General features: G+C 53.2%; 23 protein-coding genes. 13 read left to right on the forward strand and 10 right to left on the reverse strand.

Annotated elements, in window-relative coordinates; all coding sequences use genetic code 11:
* Window positions 1-185: 185 nt before the first annotated feature.
* Window positions 186-848 (reverse strand): DUF4386 family protein, encoded by a 663-nt coding sequence (locus PsAD13_RS06480; RefSeq protein ID WP_063317609.1) that lies wholly within the window; start codon window positions 846-848, stop codon window positions 186-188.
* A 332-nt stretch (window positions 849-1,180) separates the two neighbouring features.
* Here PsAD13_RS06480 and PsAD13_RS06485 point away from each other — a divergent pair, with 332 nt between their 5' ends.
* Together PsAD13_RS06485 and PsAD13_RS06490 are read left to right on the forward strand one after the other, a co-directional pair.
* Entirely contained in the window at window positions 1,181-2,725 is a 1,545-nt protein-coding gene (locus tag PsAD13_RS06485) for an AMP-binding protein (protein ID WP_063304223.1), read from the forward strand.
* Window positions 2,725-3,228 carry a GNAT family N-acetyltransferase gene (locus tag PsAD13_RS06490; RefSeq protein WP_063286910.1) on the forward strand — a complete coding sequence of 168 codons (504 nt, stop codon included), beginning with the start codon at window positions 2,725-2,727 and terminating at the stop codon, window positions 3,226-3,228. Before PsAD13_RS06485 ends, PsAD13_RS06490 begins: the two co-directional genes overlap by 1 nt.
* 53 nt (window positions 3,229-3,281) lie before the next feature.
* On the opposite strand, the gene PsAD13_RS06495 is transcribed toward PsAD13_RS06490, so the two are convergent.
* Window positions 3,282-3,734 (reverse strand): Lrp/AsnC family transcriptional regulator, encoded by a 453-nt coding sequence (locus PsAD13_RS06495; protein WP_063286911.1) that lies wholly within the window; start codon window positions 3,732-3,734, stop codon window positions 3,282-3,284.
* A 90-nt stretch (window positions 3,735-3,824) separates the two neighbouring features.
* Here PsAD13_RS06495 and PsAD13_RS06500 point away from each other — a divergent pair, with 90 nt between their 5' ends.
* On the forward strand, window positions 3,825-4,517 hold the full coding sequence (locus PsAD13_RS06500; RefSeq protein ID WP_208980830.1) for an AzlC family ABC transporter permease: 693 nt from the start codon (window positions 3,825-3,827) through the stop codon (window positions 4,515-4,517).
* Complete coding sequence (locus PsAD13_RS06505; RefSeq protein WP_063317610.1) at window positions 4,514-4,810, forward strand: AzlD domain-containing protein; 297 nt, start codon at window positions 4,514-4,516, stop codon at window positions 4,808-4,810. The genes PsAD13_RS06500 and PsAD13_RS06505 overlap by 4 nt, the downstream gene beginning before the upstream one ends.
* A 44-nt stretch (window positions 4,811-4,854) precedes the next feature.
* On the opposite strand, the gene ugpC is transcribed toward PsAD13_RS06505, so the two are convergent.
* Together ugpC and PsAD13_RS06515 are read right to left on the reverse strand one after the other, a co-directional pair.
* Window positions 4,855-5,946: a sn-glycerol-3-phosphate ABC transporter ATP-binding protein UgpC gene (gene ugpC / locus PsAD13_RS06510; protein ID WP_063286914.1), complete on the reverse strand. Its 1,092-nt coding sequence runs from the start codon at window positions 5,944-5,946 to the stop codon at window positions 4,855-4,857.
* A gap of 61 nt (window positions 5,947-6,007) precedes the next feature.
* Window positions 6,008-6,814 (reverse strand): IclR family transcriptional regulator, encoded by an 807-nt coding sequence (locus PsAD13_RS06515; protein WP_063317611.1) that lies wholly within the window; start codon window positions 6,812-6,814, stop codon window positions 6,008-6,010.
* A gap of 210 nt (window positions 6,815-7,024) precedes the next feature.
* On the opposite strand from PsAD13_RS06515, the gene PsAD13_RS06520 reads away from it, so the two are divergent.
* The 8 genes from PsAD13_RS06520 to PsAD13_RS06555 all read left to right on the forward strand — a co-directional run bounded on the left by PsAD13_RS06520 (window position 7,025) and on the right by PsAD13_RS06555 (window position 16,529).
* Window positions 7,025-8,215 (forward strand): extracellular solute-binding protein, encoded by a 1,191-nt coding sequence (locus tag PsAD13_RS06520; RefSeq protein WP_063286964.1) that lies wholly within the window; start codon window positions 7,025-7,027, stop codon window positions 8,213-8,215.
* Window positions 8,216-8,315: 100 nt separating this feature from the next.
* On the forward strand, window positions 8,316-9,293 hold the full coding sequence (locus PsAD13_RS06525) for a sugar ABC transporter permease (RefSeq protein WP_244271722.1): 978 nt from the start codon (window positions 8,316-8,318) through the stop codon (window positions 9,291-9,293).
* Between the two features lies 1 nt (window position 9,294).
* Complete coding sequence (locus tag PsAD13_RS06530) at window positions 9,295-10,143, forward strand: carbohydrate ABC transporter permease (protein ID WP_063286916.1); 849 nt, start codon at window positions 9,295-9,297, stop codon at window positions 10,141-10,143.
* Window positions 10,144-10,262: 119 nt separating this feature from the next.
* A complete protein-coding gene (locus PsAD13_RS06535) occupies window positions 10,263-11,240 on the forward strand; it encodes a 2-dehydro-3-deoxygalactonokinase (protein ID WP_208986466.1) in 978 nt (325 codons plus the stop codon).
* Window positions 11,227-11,865 (forward strand): 2-dehydro-3-deoxy-6-phosphogalactonate aldolase, encoded by a 639-nt coding sequence (locus PsAD13_RS06540; RefSeq protein ID WP_063317612.1) that lies wholly within the window; start codon window positions 11,227-11,229, stop codon window positions 11,863-11,865. Before PsAD13_RS06535 ends, PsAD13_RS06540 begins: the two co-directional genes overlap by 14 nt.
* On the forward strand, window positions 11,862-12,734 hold the full coding sequence (locus tag PsAD13_RS06545; protein WP_063317613.1) for an SMP-30/gluconolactonase/LRE family protein: 873 nt from the start codon (window positions 11,862-11,864) through the stop codon (window positions 12,732-12,734). Before PsAD13_RS06540 ends, PsAD13_RS06545 begins: the two co-directional genes overlap by 4 nt.
* Window positions 12,735-12,738: 4 nt before the next feature.
* Window positions 12,739-14,739, forward strand: a complete 2,001-nt coding sequence (locus PsAD13_RS06550) for a beta-galactosidase (protein WP_063317614.1) — start codon at window positions 12,739-12,741, stop codon at window positions 14,737-14,739.
* Window positions 14,736-16,529 carry an IlvD/Edd family dehydratase gene (locus PsAD13_RS06555; protein WP_063317615.1) on the forward strand — a complete coding sequence of 598 codons (1,794 nt, stop codon included), beginning with the start codon at window positions 14,736-14,738 and terminating at the stop codon, window positions 16,527-16,529. Before PsAD13_RS06550 ends, PsAD13_RS06555 begins: the two co-directional genes overlap by 4 nt.
* Before the next feature lie 64 nt (window positions 16,530-16,593).
* On the opposite strand, the gene putA is transcribed toward PsAD13_RS06555, so the two are convergent.
* Window positions 16,594-20,232, reverse strand: coding sequence for a bifunctional proline dehydrogenase/L-glutamate gamma-semialdehyde dehydrogenase PutA (gene putA / locus PsAD13_RS06560; RefSeq protein ID WP_063317616.1), 3,639 nt, complete (start codon window positions 20,230-20,232; stop codon window positions 16,594-16,596).
* A gap of 147 nt (window positions 20,233-20,379) precedes the next feature.
* On the opposite strand from putA, the gene PsAD13_RS06565 reads away from it, so the two are divergent.
* Window positions 20,380-20,832 carry an Lrp/AsnC ligand binding domain-containing protein gene (locus PsAD13_RS06565; RefSeq protein ID WP_063290746.1) on the forward strand — a complete coding sequence of 151 codons (453 nt, stop codon included), beginning with the start codon at window positions 20,380-20,382 and terminating at the stop codon, window positions 20,830-20,832.
* Here the strand turns inward: PsAD13_RS06565 and PsAD13_RS06570 are convergent.
* The 5 genes from PsAD13_RS06570 to arcA form a co-directional block, all read right to left on the reverse strand.
* Window positions 20,829-21,335 carry a GNAT family N-acetyltransferase gene (locus PsAD13_RS06570; protein WP_063317617.1) on the reverse strand — a complete coding sequence of 169 codons (507 nt, stop codon included), beginning with the start codon at window positions 21,333-21,335 and terminating at the stop codon, window positions 20,829-20,831. The genes PsAD13_RS06565 and PsAD13_RS06570 overlap by 4 nt on opposite strands.
* Window positions 21,336-21,358: 23 nt before the next feature.
* Window positions 21,359-22,843 carry a Na+/H+ antiporter NhaC gene (nhaC, locus tag PsAD13_RS06575; protein ID WP_063317618.1) on the reverse strand — a complete coding sequence of 495 codons (1,485 nt, stop codon included), beginning with the start codon at window positions 22,841-22,843 and terminating at the stop codon, window positions 21,359-21,361.
* A gap of 117 nt (window positions 22,844-22,960) precedes the next feature.
* Window positions 22,961-23,893 carry a carbamate kinase gene (arcC, locus tag PsAD13_RS06580; protein WP_063317619.1) on the reverse strand — a complete coding sequence of 311 codons (933 nt, stop codon included), beginning with the start codon at window positions 23,891-23,893 and terminating at the stop codon, window positions 22,961-22,963.
* Entirely contained in the window at window positions 23,893-24,897 is a 1,005-nt protein-coding gene (gene argF / locus PsAD13_RS06585; RefSeq protein ID WP_057464772.1) for an ornithine carbamoyltransferase, read from the reverse strand. The genes arcC and argF overlap by 1 nt, the downstream gene beginning before the upstream one ends.
* A gap of 56 nt (window positions 24,898-24,953) precedes the next feature.
* Window positions 24,954-26,180, reverse strand: a complete 1,227-nt coding sequence (gene arcA / locus PsAD13_RS06590) for an arginine deiminase (protein ID WP_063290799.1) — start codon at window positions 26,178-26,180, stop codon at window positions 24,954-24,956.
* Window positions 26,181-26,292: the final 112 nt, after the last annotated feature.

The raw sequence follows: 26,292 nt of genomic DNA on the forward strand, positions 1-26,292 counted from the left end.
TGCATGCACATTCCGGTTTCCAGCCACGCTCCTTCCCAAAATATAACTGTGTCGATTCTCAAGAAGATTTCGCATCATGTAACATGCTGTTTTAATTGAGATAATGCCTCATCATTGCCTGACGACCTTAGCTTACCCAAATTCCTTGAGGGTGCTTTGATCGCTGAGACCATTCTGCAACCGGCTTAACCAGAGGCTTCACCATGTCTGAGCAGATAGATACCTGCCCAGATGAACCAGAGAATGAAGCCAAGGCCGAAGATGATACCGCCCGGATCGCTCACGCCTGGAATGACTGTGGCGATCCCTGCCAGACCGATGATAATGCCAAGCAGGCTCAGGCCTTTGGAAAGACTGGAGCCACGCAAGCCGGCCCAGCACAGCAGCAGCACCCACAGGCCACCGGTGATCTCGTTGCCGCCGCCAATGCCTTCCTGCACGTTGCTCAGGGTTGCCCACATCACCAGTGCTTCGTCAAGGTCCAGTGCGTAAAGGGTTGAAACTTCCGCCAGAGAAATGTTGGCCAGCATGCCACTGGCCAAAATCAGACCCGCCCAGATCAACCCGAAAGCAGCGGCAACCTGAGAGAGACCCGGCGTTGCAGCTTTCAGCCGGTCATGCAGCGCAATCACCAACACCACCAGAAACACTGCATTGACGATGTAGATGATGAAATTCCAGAGATACATAAGGCTCTGATTGGACACGACGAATGCCAGCAGGTTCGCATCACTGCCGTCTTCGCCAAAGCCGGCATCCGCGAGCAAAGTGGTTAAAAGAGCAAAGCCAATAATGTATGTGGCCGCTTCAATAAGAGAGGCTATTCCTCCAGTTTTTTGAAGGTTCATGGCAGGGGTCCCTCTTAATATTCATAATTGAACTCAGGCAGAACATGGGATGCTCTGAGCAACAAAGAAATGTAAAGTGCAGAAAGCCGCAGCGTAAACTTGCAAATTGCGTTAAACAAGAGGCGTATACCCAGACTTGCAAAAAACTATAGTATTCGCAGCTTGAAAGTTTGTGTTGAAGCAGTCGACCATAATTCGTCACCACGACGCTCTCAGACCAATAATAAGAGACGAGTGAACAGTGCGTGATCGCCAGAAGAAAAACGGACGATGAGACGGCAGCGGCCAGATTGCTTTTGAGGGAAAGCAATCTGATTTGAGGGGGAGACCGAATGAACCTGGCAGAATGGCTGGCCCGTACAGCAAGAATAACACCCGACGCACCTGCGCTCTTTCACGGAACGCAGCTTGTGGCAACCTACGGTCAGTTTGGCGCGCGCTCCGCTGCCATCGCAGGGGCATTGCAAAACAACTACGGTGTAGCCAAGGGCGACCGTGTTGCCATCTTCATGAAAAACCGCACGGAGTATCTGGAAGCCAGCTATGGCATCTGGTGGTCCGGCGCCGCTGCAATTCCGATCAATGCCAAGCTGCACCCGAAAGAAGCCGCATGGATTATTGAGAACGCTGAGGCCACCGCCGTCTTCATCTCTGATGATGTGGGTGAGGATCTGATCAGGGAGATTGACCAGTCCAAAACCAAGGTTATCTCGGTAGATCAGGACAGCTACAAACAGATGCTCACCGCAGAGCCTCTGGGGCAGCCTGTGCCCATTGACGCGCAGGACATGGTCTGGTTGTTTTACACCTCGGGCACCACAGGCCGCCCTAAAGGGGTGATGATGTCCTCGCAAAATATCCAGAGCATGATGCTCGGCTATTATGCAGGCATCGGCACACCAACGCACGAAGACGCCACGCTTTACGCCGCTCCCATGTCCCACGGTGCGGGAATCTACAGTTTCATGCACGTTGTGGCCGGTGGTCGCCACGTTTGTCCGGTCTCTGGCGGGTTTGACGCTGCAGAGATTCTGGAGATCGCCCCGCAGATTGGCAGGATCGCCATGTTTGCAGCACCCACAATGGTGCACAGACTGGTGGAAGTTGCCAAAGCCACAGGCGCAACAGGTGAGGGGCTGGACACCATCATCTACGCCGGTGGGCCTATGTATTTCGCTGATATCGTTGAGGCCGTTGACGTTCTCGGCCCACGCTTTGCGCAGATCTATGGTCAGGGTGAGTGCCCAATGGGGATCACGGTTCTCAGTCGTGAGCAGGTCTGCGACAGAAAACATGCCCGTTGGGAAGAAAGATTGAAATCAGTTGGGGTAGCTCAAGTCGTCTCGAACGTCCGTGTGGTAGGAGAAGACATGAAAGACCTGCCCGTCGGTGAGATTGGCGAGATTGTCGTGTCAGGTTCGGCGGTCATGCTGGGTTACTGGCACAATGAGGAAGCAACCGCTTCCACGATTGTCGATGGTTGGTTGAAAACAGGCGACATGGGTGCGCTGGATGAGGAGGGGTTCCTCACCTTGCACGACCGCTCGAAAGATATGATCATCTCGGGCGGATCCAATATCTATCCTCGCGAAGTGGAAGAAATTCTGCTGATGCATCCGGATGTATCTGAAGTCGCTGTAGTCGGTCGGTTCCATGAGGAGTGGGGCGAAGAGGTGGTAGCAATCATCTCGCCAGAGAAGGGAAAGACCGTCGATTTTGCAGAGCTGGATCAGCTGTGCATTGATAACATCGCGCGTTTCAAGCGTCCAAAGCAGTACGTTGCCATGGATCAGTTGCCCAAGAACAACTACGGCAAGATCCTTAAGCGAGACTTGCGAGAGATGTTGAAAGGCCCGCAGAGAGGTGGATCAGTCTGATGAAGACCTTTGAAATTCGTAGTGCTCGCTCAAAAGATATCCCGCAGATCGGAGAGGTCGGTCTCGCCTCATGGAAACGGGGCATCGGCCCCCACGTGCCACAGATTGCTCACGATACCATGAGCAAGGCCTCCTTCACTGATTTTGCAAGCGCCTGTCTGGATCAGATTGTGGTGGCGGTCAAAGAAGATCGCGTGCTCGGCTTTGCTGCAACAGAACATGCCGACAACTTCATCACCGATCTCTGGATTGACCCGGACTACGAGAGCAGCGGACTGGGCACCGCATTGGCAGAAGAAGCGGAACGCCGCATCGCCGCCCGTGGCTACCACACCGCAGAAATCTCGGTCCTCATCCAGAACGAACGCGCTCTGGGCCTCTATCACCACATGAGATACGAGGATGTGCGCGAGGCCACCAAGTTCGACGAAGACCTCAAATGCGAAATCACCTACATCCGCCTCCGCAAACATCTCCCATTCTACGCAGAAGAAATCGCCTGAGGTCTTCCCTCAGGCATGCCTTCTTTAGCTTGGGAAACTATGAAACACGCCCATCAGATAGGTAACTCAAGCGTGGCCTTCTCTGTTGAGACGACAATGGATGTTCTGAATTTGCGGACATTTTTATCTGCAAAGAAGAACCTGTGGGTGAAGGCCTCGTAGTCTTCAATGTCTTTGGCCATAACAATCATCATGAAATCCGCATCACCAGCAATACAATAGAAGTGCGTAACTTGCCGATCCTCACGGGCTTTGCGCTTAAAGGCGTCGATCTGATCTAGTCGATCTCGTTCCAGCTCAACAGCAACCACTGCGGTTATTCCCAAACCAACTTTCTTGGGATCAAGAACGGCAACCTCTTTCTGGATTACTCCGGTATCACGTAGAGCTTTCAGCCGACGCTGCACAGATGCTGTTGACGTTCCAGAATGTTCGGACAACTCCTGAATCGAAGTCTTGGCGTTTTCCTGCAAAGCACGAAGTAGAGTTACATCGATAGCGTCCATGATAGAATTGTCCGATAAATGCTGATAATTTGATTTGTTCATATCATATTATCACCAATAAATCACTTAATTACATCACTGGCTGCATCTATGCTCAACCTCATGAAACATGGTGCTATATCAATCCTTCCCCTTGCTGCCGGGGCGGCCCTATACGGCTTCGCATTTGGTCTTCTGGCAGCGCAGACCGGCTTCCCGTGGTGGAGTGTCGGCCTTATGAGCGCAGCTGTTCATGCGGGTTCATCTCAAATCGTTGCTGTCGAGCAATTTGCCAATGCCTCAACAGTTCTTGGGGCCGCATTTGCAGGCGCTGCCCTCAATTTAAGATACATCGGGATCGTCGCCTCCCTGTCTGATGTTCTTGCAGGCTTATCTTTGCGGGCAAAGCTGGTCGCAATTCATATAACCGGAGATGAGAACTGGGCGCTCACGATGTCGGAACGGGCGAAATCCAAAGACATCGGAGCCTCATTCCTGATCGGATCAGGCCTGGTCATGATCTGCGTATGGACGGTCTCTACTGCATCCGGTGCTTTGGTTGGGACGGTCCTGCCTGACCTTGAAAGGTTCGGACTCGGCTTTGCCTTCACAGCAGCCTTTATCGCAATGGCAAGGGGATTATGGCAGGGACGATCAAGTATCCTGCCATGGGCGGTCGCGTTTGGATTAGCAATCGCGATGGTTTACCTGGGGCTTCCCAAAGCCTATGCAATTGTCGCCAGTGCCCTCTGTGGGCTAATTGCGTCGCATATGATCCGCCAAATCAGGAGCGCTTCACAATGACCAGCTCTCATTGGCTTATCATTCTCACACTGGCCGTGGCTGCCCTTTCCATCCGGATAATCGGACTTTTTGCTGGGAGCAAAGTTAGAGCATCAAAGCACTCCTGGGTGCTGGAGGAGTTGCCTGGCCTGATTGTCGTCAGCCTCATTGCGACGTCCCTTTCCGGGCAATCCGCGCAAATGTGGATGGCCGCTGCAGTCGCTTTGGCCATAGCAATCACAACAAACCACGTCATAGCAACGATGTGTCTCGGTGTCGCTGCATTTGCAGGTTTATCGCTGATTACGGGTTAGCGGTGGCGTCCCCACTCCAGCTGTAAAAGCAACCATATGGACAGTTACCGCAGTCGCTCGCCATCGGGCTTGAACAGCAAGGCCCGTGAGGCGGGCAGGGTCAGGTGCAGGGCTTCGTTGTTTTGCTCAAGGCGGTTGCCGCGGCTTTCTGCGATGACCTGAACGCCGTCCGGCAACGTGCAGTAGGCGTAGCTGGTTTCACCGAGGTTCTCGACCAGCGTCACGCTCACATCGGCGCCAACGCCGTCTTCGCCCAAGCCAACCAAAAAGTGTTCCGGGCGAATGCCAACGCTCACCATTGCGCCCTCCACCACGGAGGTGGTGATCCCCGGCACGACCAACGTCTGCCCCTCAAAACCGGATACGGAAATCTCCAGCCCTGCATCGGTTGAGCGTACCGCCTTACCACTCAGGAAGTTCATCTTGGGAGAGCCGATAAAGCCCGCCACGAACTGGTTCGCCGGATTATCGTAAAGCTCCAGCGGCTTGCCCACCTGCCGGATGTAACCACCTTCCAGCACCACGATCTTGTCAGCCAGCGTCATGGCTTCCACCTGATCATGGGTCACGTAGATCATCGTGGCCGCTACGTCCTTGTGCAGCTTGGCAAGCTCAATGCGCATTTGCACACGCAGCTCTGCATCAAGGTTGGAAAGTGGTTCGTCAAACAAGAAGACCTTCGGATTGCGCACAATCGCCCGGCCAATCGCCACGCGCTGCCGCTGACCACCGGAAAGCGCTTTGGGGTGCCGGTCCAGATACTCTTCCAGCTTTAAAATACGCGCCGCTTCATCCACCTGCCGCTTGATTTCGGCTTTGGGGTGTCCGGTCATCTTCAAGCCAAAGCCCATGTTCTCCGCAACGGTCATGTGCGGGTAGAGCGCGTAGCTCTGGAACACCATGGCAATACCGCGTTGGGAGGGATCGATGTCCGTCACATCCTCATCCGCAATATGGATGGTCCCGCTGTTGCTGGTCTCCAACCCGGCAATGGTCCGCAGCAAGGTGGATTTTCCGCAGCCAGAGGGTCCAACGAAAACAACAAACTCGCCCTCCTCAATGTCCAGGTCCACACCGTGGATCACCTGCGTGTCGCCATAACTCTTCTTTAGATCGCGCAACACAACTGCGGTCATTTGTTCCCCTCCAGAAAAATATCTTCAATATCTGAGCAAGGGCCTCCCAAAGCCCCGCAAATCAAACACCCAATGCAATCTGAGCGTTCTCTGAAATCTCATTGGTCGCCGCCTTCATGGCTGGCAAATAGGTTTCGACCATAGTGTCGAGCGAGGTCACATAGGTCGTGCTGGTCACGGAAAGCGCGCCAATCGGCTCCCCGCGCTTGTTCAGGATCGGCAAGGCCACACAAATGATGGTGCCTTCATGCTCCTCATCGTCATAGGCATGTCCGCGCGTGCGAATACGAGCCAGCTCATCACGCAGCATTGTCTCGTTCACCAGCGTCTTATCGGTATGGCGCTGGAATGATTGCGCCTTGATCGCCTCAGCAAGCCGTGCCTCAGGAAGAGCAGAGAGCATCGCTTTGCCAACACCCGTGCAGTAGGCCGGACCAATCTTGCCAGGGCTGGAGAACATGGAAACGCTGCGCGGCGGCAGGCGCTTGTCCACGTAAAGCACCTGATTGTTGTCCAGCACAGCCAGATGAATGGTCTCAGGAATCTGCGTGCTCAGCGTGTCCAGCGTATCTCGCGCCACACTGGCAAGGCTGGCACGGCTCCAGGCAGAATGGGCCAGCCGCAGCACCCGCATGCCAATGCTGTAGGTCTGATGCACCTCGTCATGCACCAGCATGCCTTCCTTCACCAATTGCCGTAGCTGACGGTGCAACGTCGCCCGGCTCAGCGGCAAAGCATTCAAAAGCTCTACGAACCGAGGGGGTGATTCTGCCATTGCAACCGCGTCCAGCACCACCAGTGCCTTGGAAATGGGGCTTGTGAGGTCTTGCTCGGTTTCCTCAGAGATACTCAGAGTTTGTGCGCCCATTTCCTGCTGTTTCCTTACCCGTTCCGGAAATCTGCAATTTTCATACAGATCCCTTCCTAGTTCCTTTGGTTGACAATTATGCACTAGCACGTAACTATTTCAATGGTCAAAACGAAGTTTCATTCAATGAAACTTATTTCTTGGCGATATTGGGAGGTTTAGGTGTTTAATTTTAGCAAAGTAGCTGCGGGCGGTTTCGCTGCAGCATTTATGATTTCAAGTTCCGCATATGCCGCTGGCGATCTGATTATCAATCTCGACCAGACGGATCCGGCTCCAAAAAAAGCATTTGAAGACATCGTGGCTGGCTTCTCCAAGGAGAACCCGGATGTGAACGTCATCGTCAACACGATGCATAAGGAGGGCTATAAAACCTCCATTCGCAACTTCCTCACAGCAGACGCGCCGGACCTGGCAACATGGTACGCAGGCAACCGCATGGCACCCTTCGTCAATGCCGGTCTGTTTGAAGACGTCTCGGATGTCTGGGAGGAAAACGGCCTTAACGAGCAGCTGAAATCAGCCGCCGCATCCATGACCATTGATGGCAAAAAATGGGGTGTTCCCTACACGTACTACCAGTGGGGCATCTACTACCGCAAAGATATCTTTGAAGAGAAGGGCATTGCTGTTCCAACCAGCTGGGACGAGCTGGTTGCAGCATCCGCAAAGCTCAAAGCAGCTGGCATTGACCCGTTCACAATCGGCACAAAAGCACTTTGGCCAACAGGCGGCTGGTTTGATTACATGAACCTGCGCGTCAACGGCTACGAGTTCCACATGGACCTCACCGCAGGCAAGGTGCCTTACACCGACCCGCGTGTAAAAGCGACCTTCGACAAGTGGGCCGAGTTGGTCAAGCCAGGCTACTACAACGCAAACCATGCAGCGTTGGACTGGCAGGAAGCTGTGCCAGCACTCGTGCAGGGCAAAGCAGCAATGTACCTGATGGGCAACTTCGCGGTTGACGTATTCAAGAACGGTGGCCTGAAGGAAGAGCAGATCGGCTTTATGCAGTTCCCGGAAATCACACCGGGCATTCCAATGGCTGAAGATGCGCCGACCGACACCATTCACATTCCGGCAAATGCCAAAAACAAGGAGGATGCGAAGAAGTTCCTTGCTTACATGGCGCGTGCAGATGTGCAGACAGCAACAAACGTCACGCTCGGTCAGTTGCCAGTAAACTCCGGTGCAGAGCGTCCTGAAGAGCGCATCCTGCAACAGGGCTTCGACATGCTCTCCAATGCGTATGCGCTGGCGCAGTTCTACGACCGTGATGCTCCGGCAGCAATGGCAAAGGCTGGCATGGAAGGCTTCCAGGAATTCATGGTGAAGCCAGAGCGGGCTGACGCCATTCTGGACCGTCTCGAGAAGATCCGGACCCGTGTCTACAAGTAGTAGATAGGCGGAATTCTTAAGTAGGGTGGCGGAAGATTTCGCCGCCCTATGCTCTAGGAATAAACAGCGCAGAAGCATGATCTTCTGCAGGAGGACATAGATGAGCGAGCAGGCCTTGGCTCCTGTATCTTCCGGAAACTCACCAAAGTTTTCTGGAGGACCTGCCACATCAGGCGCCAGCAAAACCAGATCGGCAAAGTGGATTGCCAACCAGCGCAAACTTGCACCCTGGCTGTTTTTAGCGCCGGGTGTTGTGATGTTTCTGGTCTATGTGATCGCGCCAATCGGCCAGTCACTCTGGATCAGCTTGTATGAGTGGGATGGCATCGGCGTCAAAACCTTCATCGGCATTGCAAACTATATTGAGCTTATAGATGACGAGGCGTTTTACACCGCGCTGTACAACAACGTGTTGTGGCTCGTGCTGTACATGCTGGCGGTGCCTGCCGGACTGCTGATTGCGATTTTCCTCAATCAGACTGTGACGGGCATCCGTATCTATAAGTCTCTGTTTTTCTTCCCGTTTGTCATCAGTCAGATTGTTGTCGGCCTCATCTTCTCGTGGTTTTATGCCCCCAACTTCGGTTTGTTCACCAAGCTGCTGGAGTTTATGGGCGTGGAAGGCATTGCCATCCTTGCTGATGAGCGCTTTGTCACCTATGGCATCATTGTTGCTGGCCTTTGGCCGCAGATCGCATATTGCATGATACTGTACCTGACGGGCCTCAACAACGTCTCGCCAGACCAGATTGAAGCGGCGCGGCTGGATGGGGCAAAAGGCTGGAAGATGCTCTGGTATGTCATCATTCCGCAGCTGCGCCCAGCCACCTTCATCGCAGTTGTCGTCACAATCATCGGCGCGCTACGCTCGTTTGATCTGGTCTCCATCATGACCAGCGGCGGCCCGTATGGGTCCAGTCGTGTGCTCTCCTATTACATGTACGAGCAAGCACTGTCTGAATATGGCTTCCGCATGGGTTACGGAGCCTCCATCGCTGTTGTGCTCTTCGCCATCATGATGGTGTTCATCACGCTCTTCATTGTGCGTATGCTCAAAGATGAGAGGGAGGGCTACTAAGATGTTTCCAACTCCCGTTGCAAATGCATCCGCACCAACCCGTGTCGCCTACAAGGTGGCCCTGCCAATCTCCTTAGTGGTCTGGCTCTTGCCGCTGATCGGCGTCATGGTCACCTCCATCCGCCCGGGCTCAGACCTTGCCATGGGCAACTACTTCGGCGTGCCATCCTCGTTTGAGCTGGGCAACTACCTGACCGTTTTCCAAAACACGCCCATGGGCCTGTTCATCATGAACTCGTTCAAGGTCACCATTCCTACCGTGATTGGTGCCATAGCTTTGTCATGCCTGACCGGATACGCGCTGGCGACCTACAAGTTCAAAACCAATCTCTGGCTGTTCTTCATGTTCGTGGCTGGCAACTTCGTACCCTTCCAAATCCTCATGGTGCCGGTTCGTGATCTCACGCTCAAGATGGGCCTTTACGACACGGTGACAGGTCTGGTGCTCTTTCACGTGGCCTTCCAGACGGGCTTTTGTACGCTGTTCATGCGCAACTTCATCAAGGCACTGCCAAGTGAACTGATCGAAGCCGCCCGTGTGGAAGGCGTCTCTGAGCTACGCATCTTCTGGTTCGTGGTGCTGCCACTCATGCGGCCTGCCATCGCGGCCTTGTCGGTGCTCATCTTCACCTTCATCTGGAACGATTTCTTCTGGGCGACCGTTCTGGTGCAGGGCACGCACGCCATGCCGGTCACAGGTGGCATCATCTCGCTCAACGGTCAGTGGGTTGCACAATGGCATCTGGTATCAGCCGGGTCCGTCGTTGCAGCCATGCCGCCGGTCATCATGTTCTTCCTCATGCAAAAGCACTTCATTGCAGGGCTAACGCTGGGGGCGACCAAGGGCTAACAGAATACCGGAAGCAGGAATGTCCCAAGCAATCCTGCTTCCAAAAATCAATCAATGCCGAAGGCGCTTAGGAAGTGCCTAAAGCTAATAATAAACATAAAAGGGAACAGGGGGCATAAGTGAACCAAGTGGCATCGCCAAATAACGACCTCCGTCAGATCACAAAGGCAAGCAGCTGGGTCGCCGTGGACTGGGGGACCTCCAGTCTTCGCGCATGGCTGATTGACGAAAACGGTGTAACGCAAAACAACGCAAAATCAACGCAAGGTGCGGGGACATTGCAACCTTCTGAATTTGAAGGAGTTTTGCTGGGTCTGATCGGAGACTGGTTACATAGCAACGCAAAACCAACGCAAGTGTTCATTTGCGGCATGGCTGGCAGCCGTCAGGGCTGGCAAGAGGCGGAATATGTGCCTGTGCCAACCAAACTGACAGAACTGCACCAGCATCTGGTTGCACCCAAAACAAGGAATGCCCGCATCCAACCGTTCATAGTGCCCGGTCTCTGCCAAAAATCAGAGCAACATCCGGATGTTATGCGCGGAGAAGAGACACTCCTGCTCGGCATTCTGGATGAGTTATCCGACAAATCCGGCGTTTTCTGCCTGCCTGGCACCCACAGCAAATGGGTGGAGATGGAAGAGGGGACAGTAACGCGAACCTCCACCTTCCTGAGTGGTGAGTTATTCGCGCTGATCGCCAAACAATCCATCCTCCGCCATTCACTGGACACAGAAGCAGAGCTGAACAAGGATGTCTTCCTCACCACGCTGGATCAGCTGAAAAATCAGGAAGCTACACTGCTCGGCAACCTGTTTGGCCTGCGTGCCGGACAACTGCTCAACGACACCAGCACACAGGCAGGCGCTTCCAAACTTTCCGCACTTGTTATCGGTACAGAGCTTCTCGACATGCTCGCAAAGTGCGGGGACAATCCACCCAGGCAAGTCCACCTCGTCGGTGGCAGCAAACTCGCTCAAAATTACGCACTCGCCCTGCAGCATCTCGGCTTAACGCCGATCGTGCATGATGCAGACAAAGCAGCGCTCAAAGGACTTTCCGCCGTCAGACAAGGGGCACTCAATGACAACAGTTAAACAAACACCAGAGCGCAACCTCATGGCTATCCTCCGTGGAGTGAAGCCTGCTGAGATTTTGGATATTGTGGAAGTGCTTATAGAAGCAGGCTTTTCACAGATCGAGGTGCCTCTCAACTCACCGGACGCCCTCAAATCTATCACCATGGTGCAGGACAAGTTCGGCAAGTTATCCGCCATCGGCGCGGGGACAGTTCTCACCGCAGAGCAAGTCAAACAGGTCCGCGCAGCAGGTGGAACCTTCATCGTTTCTCCCAACTACGATGAAGACGTTATCCGCACCACCAAGGCAGAAGGCATGGCCTCCTATCCGGGAGTTCTCACCCCGTCAGAATGCTTTGCCGCACTGAAGGCAGGGGCTGATGCACTCAAGATCTTCCCGGCCTTTCAGGTGGGAGTAAAAGGCATTCAGGCAGTGCGTGCAGTTCTGCCAAAAGAAACTCTGGTCTACGCCGTTGGCGGTGTCGGCCCTGCGGAATTTGCGCAGTATGTGGAAGCAGGCTGTCAGGGCTTCGGCATGGCAAGCAATCTGTACAAGCCGGGCTTTACGGCGATGCAGGTTTCTGAAAACGCAAAAGAAATGGTTGCAGCATACGATGCGCTCAAACTCGGAGAGAGTGCATGAGTGAACCATATGTTTTCGCCAAAACAGAATGCAGCTTAGGGGAGGGTCCTCTTTGGAGTGCCCGCCACGACGCGCTGTTTTGGGTGGACATCAACAATCATCTGGTGCTGAAAAAGGGCATAACCGGTGACATCGAAACATGGAAGTTCGACGAACCGGTCTCTGCCTTTGCGCAGATCCCAAGCAGCGATGACTTCATGTTATCCTCTGCAACAGGTCTGTATAGCTGGTCTCCGGGAACGCACACTCGCAACCTTATCCTCCCTGTAGAGGACCAAAACCCCGTCACCCGCTCCAACGACGCCCGCACCGACCGTACCGGCGGGTTCTGGATTTCCTCCATGGGCCACAAAGCAGAAAAAGGCGCAGGCAGCCTTTATCGTTTTTTCAAAGGGGAATTAGCGAAGGTTGCCAGCGACATCACAATCCCGAATTCCCTTTGTTTCTCGCCAGATGGGGACACTGCGTACTTTTCAGACACGGTGACATCTCAGATCATCAAATGGTCACTAAATACGCAAACTGGCCTGCCAGAAGGGCCCGCGGAGATATTTGCTGATATCTCCGGGACAGGATTTGGCCCCGACGGTTCCGTGGTTGATGCTGAGGGATATCTCTGGAACGCTCAATGGGGCGGATACAGAGTCGTTCGCTATAAACCTGATGGAATGGTGGATCGCATTATTGAGATTGACGCAAGTCAGGCATCTTGTCCTGCGTTTGGTGGGGCCGACTACAAAACGCTGTTCATTACAACGGCTCGCGAAAACCTGAGTGAGGAGCAATTGGCGAAAGAGCCTCTCGCTGGATCGGTTTTTGCAGTCCCTATTGATACTCCAGGTCTGCCAGACCCTGAACTACAAATGTGATCTCATGAGCGATAAGAAACACTTAGGTATCTGTTACTACCCAGAACATTGGTCAGAGGACTTATGGCAGCAAGACGCCAAAGAAATGGCCGAGCTGGGCATTACCTATGTGCGCATCGCTGAGTTTGCCTGGTCGCGCATTGAGCCTGAACCCGGGCGTTTCTCATGGGACTGGTTGGACAGCGCAATTGAGACTCTCGCAAGTGCGGGTCTCCAGATCGTGATGTGCACCCCAACCGCGACCCCGCCGCGCTGGATGGTGGATAAACACCCGGACATGCTCGCCGTTGACGAGAACGGCCACCCCCGAAAATTCGGCAGCCGCCGCCACTACTGCTTCTCCCACGAAGGCTACCGCTGGGAATCCCGCCGGATCACAGAAATCCTCGCTGAGCGATATGGTAATCACCCCTCCGTCGCAGCTTGGCAAACCGACAATGAGTACGGCTGTCATGAGACTGTCCGCTCTTGGTCTGGCTCCGCCCACAAAGCCTTCCAACTCTGGCTGGCGCAAAAGTACGGCAATATCAAAGCCTTGAACGAAGCCTGGGGCAATGTGTTCTGGTCAATGGAATACAACAGCTTTGAGCAGGTCGATCTGCCAAACCTGACGGTGACAGAGAGTAACCCGTCTCACAGGCTTGATTTCAAACGGTTTTCATCAGATCAAGTCGCTGAGTTCAACGGAGAGCAAGTTGATATCTTGCGCAAGCTCTCTCCGGGCCGCTCAATCCTCCATAACTTCATGGGCAACACGTTTTCCTTCGACCACTACAAGGTCGGAGACCAGCTCGATATCTCCAGCTGGGATTGCTATCCCCTTGGGTTCCATAGCCAATATCAGATGGAAAACCCGCTGGGCACACCTGATGGCTACTGGGAAGACTATTTCCAGCAAGGCGATCCCGATTATCAGGCCTTCCACCACGACCTTTACAGACAAGCGGGTCATGGCCGCCTCTGGATCATGGAGCTGCAACCCGGCCCCGTGAATTGGGCACCGTATAACCCGATCCCACTGAAAGGAATGGTGCGCCTGTGGAGCTGGGAAGCTTTCGCCCATGGTGCTGAAACTACAAGCTATTTCCGCTGGCGACAGGCTCCGTTTGCACAGGAGCAAATGCATGCAGGGCTCAAGCAGACCGATAATAAGCCAGCGCAGGCGTATGTCGAAGCCGCTCAGGTTGCCCGCGAAATTGAGGAGCTGGGCGCGTTCACCCCGTCAGAAGCTCCTGTTGCACTCATTGTTGACTACGAAAGCCACTGGGCACACGAAACTCAGCAGCAGGGTCAAGACTTTAGCTATTTCCGTCTCGTCCTCTCCTACTACCGTGCGCTGAGACAAAAGGGCGTCGATGTAGAAGTCATCAGACCAGCCTCCCAGGACTTATCCCCCTACAAGCTGGTCATTGTCCCCGCCCTTTATGCAATGAGCGAGGAACTCTCAGAAAACCTCAAAGCCTACATCGAGTTCGGCGGTGTCGTCCTCGGTGGTCCTCGTCTTGCGCAAAAAGACAAGAACTACCAGATCTCTCAAAAGACCCTTCATCTTCCTGAACCCTTTGAAGGCGTTGAGGTTCTGCGCGTCAGCACCAGCCCGAAAGCGTTCGCGACACCTGTCTCCGACCTTGCGGATCAGGAACGCGGCAAAGCCTACGTCTGGCAAGAAGAGGTCACCACCAGCTTGCCAATCCTGTTCGAAGACGAGAGCGGCCAACCGATCTTCATGGGCGAAAACAACATCTACTACGTCTCCGCCTGGGCCGACCCAACACTCATGAGTGCCATTCTGGATGAGGTCTTCAAACCTGCGAAAATTGATAAGGTGGAATTGCCGAGTGGATTGAGAAGAAGCAAAACATCTGTCGGCACTTTCTACTATAACTATTCGAAAAATAAGATGAATTTGAAAGCGCTGCGTCTCGCTGATGCAGCGGAATTGGATGGATTGGAGTTACCTCCAGCAGGGGTTGCTCTGGTTCGGGAAGGAACTGAAGAGCTATGACTGAAGCTCCAAAAACAAAACTCCGCTCACAAGAGTGGTTTGACTCGCCAGACGATCCAGGCATGACCGCACTGTATCTGGAGCGCTACCTGAATTACGGCATTACGCGTGAAGAGCTTCAGTCAGGCCGACCGATTATCGGTATTGCCCAGACGGGGTCCGATTTATCCCCGTGCAACCGCCACCATCTGGTGCTGGCAGAGCGCGTGCGCGAAGGCATCCGCGAAATGGGCGGCATCTGCTTCGAGTTTCCTGTTCATCCTATTCAGGAAACCGGCAAACGCCCAACTGCAGCGCTTGATCGCAACCTTGCCTATCTCGGCCTTGTCGAAACGCTCTACGGTTATCCGCTCGATGGTGTTGTTTTGACCATCGGCTGTGACAAGACCACGCCAGCGCTGCTCATGGCCGCCGCAACCGTCAACATTCCCGCCATCTGCTTAACTGTTGGGCCTATGCTCAATGGCTATCACAAGGGGGAGCGTGTTGGTTCCGGTACGGTTATCTGGAAAGCCCGCAAGATGTTGGCGACCGGAGAGATCGACTACAAAGAGTTCATGGAAATGGCCGCAGACTCTGCGCCATCCGTCGGCTACTGCAACACCATGGGCACTGCCTCAACCATGAACTCGCTTGCAGAAGCTCTGGGCATGAGCCTGCCAGGTTGCGCCTCTATCCCCGCGCCATATCGCGAACGTGGCCAGATCTCATATGAGACCGGTAAGCGGATCGTGCAGATGGTGCATGACGATCAAAAGCCGTCAGATGTCCTCACACGCAAGGCGTTTGAAAACGCAATTGCAGTGAACTCGGCCATCGGCGGTTCAACCAATGCGCCAATACATATCAACGCTATCGCACGACATATCGGCGTTGAGCTGCACAACGATGATTGGCAGAACCTAGGCCATAAAATCCCACTGCTTGCCAACGTTCAACCGGCTGGGGCTTACCTTTCAGAAGAGTTCCATCGTGCAGGCGGCATACCGGGCATCTTCTCAGAGCTGATGAAACACGACCACATCCATAAAGATGCTGTCACTGTTTCAGGAAAGACCACAGGTGAAATCTACGGCGAGAGCTCTGTCGCTGATTACGACGTGATCTACCCCTATGATAAGCCGATGATGAAAGATGCCGGGCTCCTCAACCTCAAAGGCAATCTCTTTAAATCCGCAATCATGAAAACCTCTGTGATTTCAAAGGATTTCAGAGAGCGTTATCTGTCTAATCCAGATGATTTAGATGCTTTTGAGGGCAAGGTTGTGGTGTTTGATGGCCCTGAAGAGTACCACCACAACATCAACAACGAGGCTCTTGGCATTGACGCCAACACAATCCTCGTCATTCGCGGAACTGGCCCGATCGGTTACCCGGGCGGTGCTGAGGTTGTGAACATGCAGCCGCCGGATGAACTCTTGAAGCAAGGCATTGATGCACTGCCATGTATCGGTGATGGTCGCCAGTCAGGCACTTCCGGCTCTCCCTCTATCCTCAACGCATCCCCGGAAGCCGCTGTCATGGGTGGTCTCGCTTTGTTGCGTAACGGAGATATCGTTCGCCTTGATCTGAACAAGGGGGAAGCGAATGTGCTGATCTCTGAGGAGGAGCTGGCGAAGCGAAAGCAGGAGCTAGCTGAAAGTGGTGGCTATGAATTCCCTGAGCATCAAACACCATGGCAGGAAATCCAGCGCGGTATCGTAGATCAGTTTGATGAAGGCATGGTGCTGAAGCCAGCAGTCAAATACCAGCGTATCGCGCAAAAAGGTCTACCGCGTCATAGTCATTGATAGTGGTTCAAAACGAAAAAAGCCGCCTCAGATTGAGGCGGCTTTTTTGTTGTTTAAGAACAGCTTAGTCTTCTGTCGCAGCCAGCAGGCTCGCGTTGCCGCCAGACGCTGTTGTGTCAATGCAGAGGTGACGTTCCAGCTGATAGCGCTCAGGCTGGTTACGCTCCATAATCAGCTGCATTAGTGCACCTTCACGTTCGGCAAGCTCAGCCTTCATTTCCTTCAGCTCTTGCTCAGCGTGGTTCGCTGCAACGGCATCAACACCTTGAAGCTCTTTCAGCGCACCAACGGCCAGATTGCCTTCTAATGCGACGATTGGAGCGGAAAGAGTGCGCAGCTTCACAGCCAGCTTTTCAGCGTCTTGTCCAACAGCAATCACCCCGTTGCCAGCTGCCAAAGCCAGAACCACCTGATGCTTCAGGCTTTCTGTATCCGGGCCAAGGCAAAGCACGGTGCCACGTGGCGCAGCATAAAGGCGGTTGGATTCACCGGTTGGTCCAGGCATGTTGTGTGCGTGATCAGCCGCAACACGGTTCAGTAGACCTGTTTCCTTCTCAAACAGGGTTGCCAGCTCGGTGAAGCGACCGAAGTTACCTTCCCACGTGCTGGTGCGTAATGCCCCTCGTGCTTTAAAGATATCCTCGGCGGAGACGGTTTTGCTCAGCTCCACACTGGTCGCCGCTGACGTGTCTGCAAGACGGAACCGAGCCACATAGTGAGGACCACCTGCTTTCGGGCCAGTACCAGACAGACCTTCACCACCAAATGGCTGAGATCCAACAATCGCGCCAATCTGGTTTCGGTTCACATAAAGGTTGCCCACCTTCACGCGCTCCACAATGTGCTGAACACGGCTATCCACACGGGTATGCAGACCAAATGTCAGACCGAACTCTTTTGTATTGATCGCGTCAATCGTCTGGTCGATCTCTTCTGCCTTGAAGGTTGCAATGTGCAGAACAGGCCCAAAGATTTCTTCGTCCAGCTCTTCGATACCGTCCAGTTTGATCAGTGTCGGAGCAATGAAGTGACCTTTGGTTGGGGCCTTCATCTGTTTGATAACGCGACCTTTTTCAGCCCACTTTTCACAGTGTGTAGCAATCTTCTTCTGTGCAGCTGCATCAATCACCGGACCAACATCCGTTGACAAGGCTGATGGGTCGCCCAGTTCCAGCTCACTCATGGCACCCAGGAGCATCGCTTTGAAATCTTCAAAGATATCTTCCTGAACGTACAGCATACGTAGCGCTGAACAACGCTGACCCGCGCTTTGGAAGCTGGAAGCAATCACATCGCGAACAGCCTGCTCAGGCAGAGCCGTGGAGTCCACGATCATAGCGTTAAGGCCACCTGTTTCAGCGATCAGCGGTGCAGATGGAGCAAGCGCTTTTGCCATAGCACGGTTGATGTGCTGCGCAGTTCCGGTGGACCCGGTAAAGCAGACACCAGCCACACGGCTGTCAGATGTCAACGCAGCACCAACTTCACCAGCACCTGGCAGCAACTGCAGAGTCTCAACAGGAATGCCAGCCTTGTGCATCAGGCCAACAGCAAACGTTGCGATCAGTGGTGTCTGTGGCGCAGGCTTGGCAAGCACTGGGTTGCCAGCTGCCAGAGCTGCAAAAATCTGTCCTGAGAAAATCGCAAGCGGGAAGTTCCAGGGAGAGATACAGGTAATTGGACCACGAAGGCCGCCTTTACCATCACGCTCATCAAGACGGATCGCTTCGTTCGCGTAGTAACGTGCAAAGTCTACCGCTTCACGCAGTTCGTTGATGGCATCCATGTAGGTCTTGCCAGCTTCACGTGTCAGCAGGGCAAAGATCTCAGGAGCATTCTCTTCAAACAGGTCTGCCGCTTTGCGCAGAATGACAGCACGGTCTTCCGCACTTTTGTCTGCCCACTCAGCGCAGCCGTTATGTGCGGTAGTCAAAGCCGCTTCAATCTGCTCAGGCGTCGCGGTCGCTACGCTGCCAACAACATCCCGCAGATTTGCAGGGTTTTTCACGCTCACCGCTTCAGCGTTCTTGACGGAAGCCGCAATGACAGGATGGCCGTTCCACTTGGTTGCTGAGAAGGATTTCAGGTTCTCAACATACTCAGCTTCCTGGCGTGTATCACTCAGGTCCCAGCCCTTTGCGTTTTTACGTCCCGCACCGTAAAGCGCTGGTGGGAGAGGGATCTTGGAGTTGCCAACATGCTCGCCATACTTCTCGATATGCGCCAGCGGATCCTGTGCAATCGCCTCTGGAGTCACGTTTTCATCGCGGATCTGGTGAACGAAGGAGCTATTCGCGCCATTTTCCAAGAGGCGGCGAACCAGATAAGCCAGCAGGTCTTTGTGTGCACCAACCGGAGCGTAGATGCGGCAGTTGGAGCCGTGTTTCTTCATGGCGCGCTCGTGAAGCGCTTCGCCCATGCCATGCAGACGCTGGAACTCGTAGGAGCTTAGCGGAAGATTTTTTCCCAATTCCAGAATGGTTGCAACACTGTGCGCATTGTGAGTTGCGAACTGCGGATAGATGCGGTCCGTCATACCCAGCAGTTTTTCAGCACAAGCAGTGTAGGAGATGTCGGTGGATACCTTACGGGTGAAGACCGGATAGCCATCAATACCGAGGGTCTGTGCACGCTTGATCTCGCTGTCCCAGTAAGCACCTTTCACGAGGCGCACCATGATCTTGCGATCATACTTCTCAGCAACCGCATAGAGCCAGTCGATCACGTGAGTTGCACGTGGACCAAACGCCTGTACAACAATACCGAAACCGTCCCAGCCCTCAGTTGCAGGATCCGCCAGCAACGCTTCAATCACATCAAGGGAAATGTCGAGGCGATCCGCTTCTTCTGCATCAATGTTGAAGCCCATATTGGAGGACTTCGCCAGCATGATAAGGGAGAGCGCGCGAGGTACCAGCTCTTTCATCACACGTTCGCGCTTGGCAAACTCATAGCGTGGGTGCAGAGCAGAAAGCTTGACTGAAATGCCTGGATTTTCGCGAATGCTTGCTTTCGTGCAATTGCTGGAAAGCGCGGTAATCGCTTTGGAGTAGGACAGATGATAGCGCTTCGCATCAGCCTCGGTCCGGGCAGCTTCGCCAAGCATGTCGTAGGAGAAGGTGAAGCCGTTGCCTTCTTCAGCGCGTGCATTACGCATGGCTTCGCGGATGGTACGGCCAAGAACGAACTGGCGACCCAATTCTTTCATCGCCTGCGCAACAGCAGTACGAACCACAGGCTCACCAAGGCGCTTCACAACTCCGCGAATGGTGCCAACGAGCCCCTGATCATCTTGCGCCAGAACTTTACCAGTCAGCAGCAGCGCCCATGTGGACGCGTTGATCAGTGTGGAAGAAGACTGACCCAGGTGCTCTCCCCAGGCACTTGGAGTAATCTTATCCGCAATCAACGCATCAATTGTCTGGGCATCAGGCACGCGAAGCAAAGCTTCCGCAAGGCACATCAGCGCAATGCCTTCCTGAGTTGAGAGGCCGTATTCGCCGAGAAAACTCTCCATGATTGTTGGAGAAGTGTTCGCCCGCAAATCTGAGATCAAATCTGCCGCTTTATCAGATGCCCGCTTACGCGAAGCCTCATCCATTTGCAGGGATGAAATGAGCTCCTGAACCACCTGATTTTCGTCAGGAAGGTAGTTATCTCTGATTTTGTTGCGGATGATCTCCGGCGTAGCCTCTGATCCCATGCCGTGCTCCCTACTGTTAAATACCTATTGTTGAGCTGACATTAGCAAAATACCCATAGGGATGTTTCCTGTATTTTTTGATGGTAAAGACTAATCGACTTTGATATTCAGTCGAAATGGTCGTTATGAATAATAAAATGGCATATCATGGAGAAATTGGACGATTTTGATCGTAAGATTGTAGAAGAACTGCAAAAATGCGGGCGCATCACTGTCACTGACCTTGCGAAAAAGGTAGGCCTCTCTAAAACGCCTTGCCAAATTCGCATGAAGAAACTGGAGGATGCAGGATACATTCTTGGCTATCGGGCAGAAGTCGATCACACCAAGTTAGGTGCTGGTCATATCGCGTTTGTACAGGTCAAACTTAACGACACGCGCTCACGCTCACTGGAAGCTTTCAACGCAGCTGCGCGGGAAATCCCAGAGATCGAAGAATGCCACATGATTGCAAGTGGATTTGATTATCTGCTGAAAGTGCGAACCAAGGATATCGGAAGTTATCGTCGAGTACTGGGAGAAAAACTCTCTGAAATGCCTTATGTAGCCCAGACATCCACATTCGTTTGTATGGAGCAGGTCAAAGACAGGCCGTTCTAGTCGACACCACGCTGCATGTAGTGTGCGTTCGCTCCATATGCTCTGAGTTTATCCTTGAGTAGTTGTTCGTGCACTGCTCGAAAGCCACGTGCCCGCCAGAATTCATTGGCGGTGTCCAGAGCAACCAGCGCAAACGTGTTGATGTAAAGACTGCGGGCGACCTGGCTCAACTGCTCAAGAACAGCTCGGGCTGCGCCAATGCCTTGTGCTTCCGACAGCAGGGCTATGTCGTGAATATAATAGACTTCGGCCTTAAAGGGCAGGGAGCCAAGTAAGCTGGAAAGCGGCGGGATACTGCGATTTTCCCATGGATGCGAGATGATGTAGCCGAGGAGGGCGTCTCTATTGTTTTGTCGCAGCACATGACAGCCATGAGGAAACAGTCGCACACGTTCCCGAACACAGTCGACATCCTCCGGCAAATGCGGATAGGTCTGCTGCATGATCTGGTCGATCTCGTGCAGGTCGTCTTCTTGCATCTGGTGCCAGCTAAAATTCTCCATGGCGGTGCTGCATTTCTCACTAATCAGGCTTCTTGCTCATCATCCGGCAGCACAATACGCTCAGGCTTGTGATCTGTCATCGTCAACATTCTCCATCCCATCACAGCAAACAGAATTGTCAGGAGGGGGCTGACAATGTTGAAGAAGGCAAATCCAGCAAACGCCAGCGTAGGAACACCAAGTGTAGCCGCCATGTAAGCGCCACAGCTGTTCCACGGTATAAGAGCAGACGTCACTGTTGCGCTATCCCCAACCGCACGGGACAGAACCTCAGGTCGCAATCGGCGTTGACGGAAAGGTTTGCGGTACATCCTGCCCGGAATAACAATCGCAATGTACTGGTCTGCCGCCAGAATGTTAGTCGCGATTGCTGTTGTAACTAGTGACAATACCAGCGCACCAGTGGTTTTGGCTGCGTGCAGGATCGGGCCAATAATCCGGTCCAAAATACCGGCTTTCTCAACCACACCACCAAACGCCAAAGCTGTCATGATCAACCAGATAGTCGTCAGCATATTGCCCATGCCACCACGGCTAAGCAGTGCATCAATAGAAGGGTCTCCTGTCACGCTCACATAACCGTTAGACATGGCGATCCAGACGCCTTTGATCACCTCCAGTGAGTAGGGCAGCGCCGGAGAGGCAGCAAGGCCAACCACTTTGTCTGGATCCATGATGACTGCATAAAGACCGCCCGCCAACGCACCAATAAATATAGTTGTAAACGGCGGGTAGCGGACAATTGCCAGTCCCAAAACCAGCAGGAGTGGAAGGAAATTGAGCAAGGTAATGTCGTAGTGCTGCTCAATACTGGTCAACGTGCCTTGCGCGACAAAGTCTCCGGGTTCTCCGAGCCACCAGAAGAGGGCTAGCGAAATGATGAGAGCAGGTATGGACGTCCAGAGATTTTCTTTGATGTGCGTATAAAGGTTGGATCCTGCCGCCGCAGTTGCCAGATTAGTTGCATCAGAAAGTGGGGAGGACTTATCCCCGAAATAGGCACCTGACAGGATCGCGCCGGCAGTGATAGCGGGATCGAGGCCCATCTTTGTCGAGATTCCCATTAACCCGATACCAATGGTCCCCGCAACAGTCCACGAACTACCAATACTGATCGAAACCAAGGCGCAAATGATGACGGTCGTGAAGTAAAAGTAATTCGGGCTAAGGAGCTGTAATCCATAATAAACCATCGCCATAATGGTGCCGGACATTGCCCATGTCCCGATCAATGAGCCCACTGCAAACAAGATAAAGATCGCATGAAGTCCGGTGCTCACGCTATCAACGACAGCATCCTTCAGTTCATCAAATTGAAAACCATGAAACAGAGCCACAAAGCTGGCGATCAGGGCACAAAACAAGAGCGCAATCTGGTTTGGTCCTGAGGAGGCTTCATCTCCAAACAGATAGTAGGAAAGCGCAAGCAGGATAACGAGCGAGGCAACGGGAATGATCGCTCCGGCCAGCGACATTTTTTGAGAATATGGAGCTGGCACTTTGGCCATATGCAATTCGTCCTTTGTTTTCCTGTTGTTTTGATGGGCAAAATGAAGCCCAAGGACAATCAAATGCATTTGAAAACAGGAACGCCCCAAAGCTCACTCAGCTTCGGGGCGTTCATCTCAGTAAAACGTGGTGTCACCAGCTGCTGTGGTGATTGAAGTCCCTTTCTCTCCCAAAATTGCTTGAGGCACTTCAGAGAGCGTGCAAATAACGGACTTCTTTCCGGTTTGCCGTGCAAAAGTTTGTGCTGCTTCTACCTTTGGTCCCATAGAACCTGCAGCAAAACCGTAGGCATCCAGTGCATCAGGAGAAGCCGATTTGATCGCGCGTTGGCTCGGGGTACCCCAATCCAGATAAACGGCATCCGCATCTGTCGCCATAATGTAGACGTCAGCATCAATCTCTTTGGCAAGAAGGCCTGAACACCGGTCTTTATCGATCACACATTCCACACCAACGAGCTTCTTTTCTTCGTTGTACATAGTTGGAATGCCGCCCCCACCTGCTGCGATGACAAGCACATCATGGTCCAGAAGCCACTTGATTGGCCGGATCTCAAAGATGTGTTTGGGTAATGGACTTGGCACAACACGCCGCCACTTATCTCCATCTTCTCGAATGGACCAGCCTTTCTCATCGGCTAGTCTCTCCGCTTCTTCTTTGGAATAAAGCGGACCGATGGGCTTTGTTGGATCTTTGAAAGCCGGATCGTTCGGATCAACCTCAACCTGCGTGAGGATCGTGGCAAATGGCTTTTCAAAGGGCAGGAGGTTCCCAAGTTCCTGCTCGATCATGTAGCCAATCATGCCAACTGTTTCAGCACCCAGCACATCCAGAGGGTAGGCCTCAACCTGCTCGTAAGCAGCACCTTGCAGAGCCAGCAAACCGACCTGAGGGCCATTCCCGTGCGTGATGACCACCTCATGACCATCATCATAAAGTGGCGCCAGCGCTTTCGCGGCGATCCGCGCATTCTTCCGTTGGTTTTCGGCAGTCATTGCCTCCCCGCGTCGAAGAAGGGCATTCCCGCCAAGAGCGACGACAACACGCATTATCGACCTCCAATCGTCGCAACCATGATGGCTTTAATAGTGTGGAGCCGGTTTTCAGCTTGCTCAAACGCCAGGTTGCGATCCGATTCAAAGACATCATCGGTCACTTCCATCTCGGAGATACCGAACTTCTGGAAGATCTCTTCACCCACCTTGGTCTCCCGGTTATGGAAGGCTGGCAAACAATGCATAAAGAACGTGTTCGGGTTGCCGGTGCCTTCAATCAGGGCCTTGTTGATCTGGTAGTCACGCAACAATTTGATCCGGCTTTCCCAGACATCCGGCGGCTCACCCATCGAGACCCAGACATCTGTATGGATAAAATCAACACCCTCAGTACCTTCTTTGACATCATCCGTAATTGTGATGCGTGCACCATACCGTTTTGCATTGAGCTCGGCTGCTTTCAGCACATGCGGTTCGGGGTGCAGCTCTTGTGGGCCAATAATGCGAACATCACAGCCACATAGAGCGCCCAGCATCAGCAAAGAGTTGCCCATGTTGTTGCGAGCATCGCCCAGATAGGCAAATGAAATTTCATGCAATGGCTTGGGGCTGTGTTCGGTCATTGTCAACATGTCAGCGAGCATCTGGGTTGGATGCCAGTCATCAGTCAAACCGTTATAGACCGGGACGCCAGAGTACTCGGCGAGGGTTTCAACTGCCTTTTGCCCGGAACCGCGAAACTCAATGGCATCGAACATCCGACCCAGCACACGTGCGGTATCCTTCATGGATTCCTTGTGGCCGATCTGAGAGCCGGATGGGTCTAGATAGGTGACATGCGCTCCCTGATCGTGAGCAGCAACCTCGAAGGCACAACGGGTACGGGTAGAGGTTTTTTCGAAGATCAGGCAGATGTTCTTATCGACAAGTGTCTGCCGTTCTGTTCCAGAGTATTTGGCTCGCTTGAGATCACGGGCCAGATCCAGCATGTAAAGCACTTCGCGTTGGCTGAAGTCTTTGAGCTTGAGGTAACTGCGACCTTTCAGATTGAAAGCCATTTTTCCTTACTCTCCATCTCTTGGATGTTTTTATTGTTCAACGGAGTTTGAAAACACTAGAACTCCACGGCGTCACGCACTGTTGGACAGGTCATGCAGTGTCCACCACCGCGACCACGGCCCAGTTCAGACCCGTCAATGGCGATGACTTCCACACCGGCTCGTTGGAGTTTTGAGTTTGTGTAGGTGTTTCGGCGATACCCAACCACGACACCAGGTTCGAGGCAGACAACGTTGTTGCCATCATCCCATTGCTCGCGTTCCTGGTCATAAGCATTGCCGCCTGTGGTCACCACATGCAGTTTCTGCATACCAAGTGCATTGGCGATGACATCGAACAGATGTCCTTCATCCTGCCTGTAATCGACACTTTCCGGTTTGTCTCCGGGACGGATCGAGAAGCAAATAATCTCATCGCAAACGCCTGAGAACGCCGTTGCTTTGTCGCGATCAAGAAGGGTGAAAACAGTGTCCAAGTGCATCGCTGCACGGCTCTTTGGCATCTGGCAGGCAATGACGCGAGTTGCTGCCTTATTGCGGAAGAGGGCACGTGCCACCTGGCCGACAGCTTGAGGTGTGGTGCGCTCACCCATCCCAATTAAAACAACTCCATTGCCGATTGGCATGACGTCGCCGCCTTCCACGGTTGATTCATGGAAGTCCTCATCCGGATCACCCCACCAGAAATTGACCTTGCCCTTGAAATGAGGGTGGAATTTGTAAATTGCAGTGGTGAGGAGCGTCTCGTTCTGGCGCGCCTGCCAAAACATCGGATTAAGCGTAACGCCGTTATAGATCCAGCAGGTTGTATCGCGGGTGAAAAGCGTATTCGGCAGAGGTGGAATGACGAAATCGTTCGGGTCCAGATAACTCCCAAACACACCTGTTGGTTTGAACCCCAACTCACACCGCGCAATGCCGCCAATCAGATGATCCGCGAGGAACTTCTCGGGCTGCTCGTAAAGCCAGGCCCGCAGGTCCTCGGCCATGCCATAGCCAACGCGATTGTGTGTAATACGCCGTTCCAGAACCCACTTACGTGCTTCCTGATCCTCTAGCGTCTCTTTCAGCAGATTGTGCATCTCCAGCACATTCACACCACGCTCTTCCATTCTGAGGCAGAAGTCGTAGTGGTGTTTTTGTGCTTCTCGAACCCAGATCACATCATCAAACAGCAACTCCTGACAGTTGCCGGGCGTAAGGCGCATATGCGCAAGCCCGGGACGGCAAACCATCACTTCTTTCAGTTTGCCAACTTCCGAATGAACACCAAATTCAGTCATGTTGCAGACTCCGTTCCAGAATTCTTGTTTGTGAGAGATCAGTGTCTCTATGTTTGGTTCAGAGGTTTGATTTGTGCGGCGCAAAGGCATGCTTGCCTCTGCGAAGATTGGA

The sequence above is a fragment of the Pseudovibrio sp. Ad13 genome, assembly GCF_001623225.1.
Classification (GTDB): Bacteria; Pseudomonadota; Alphaproteobacteria; order Rhizobiales; family Stappiaceae; genus Pseudovibrio.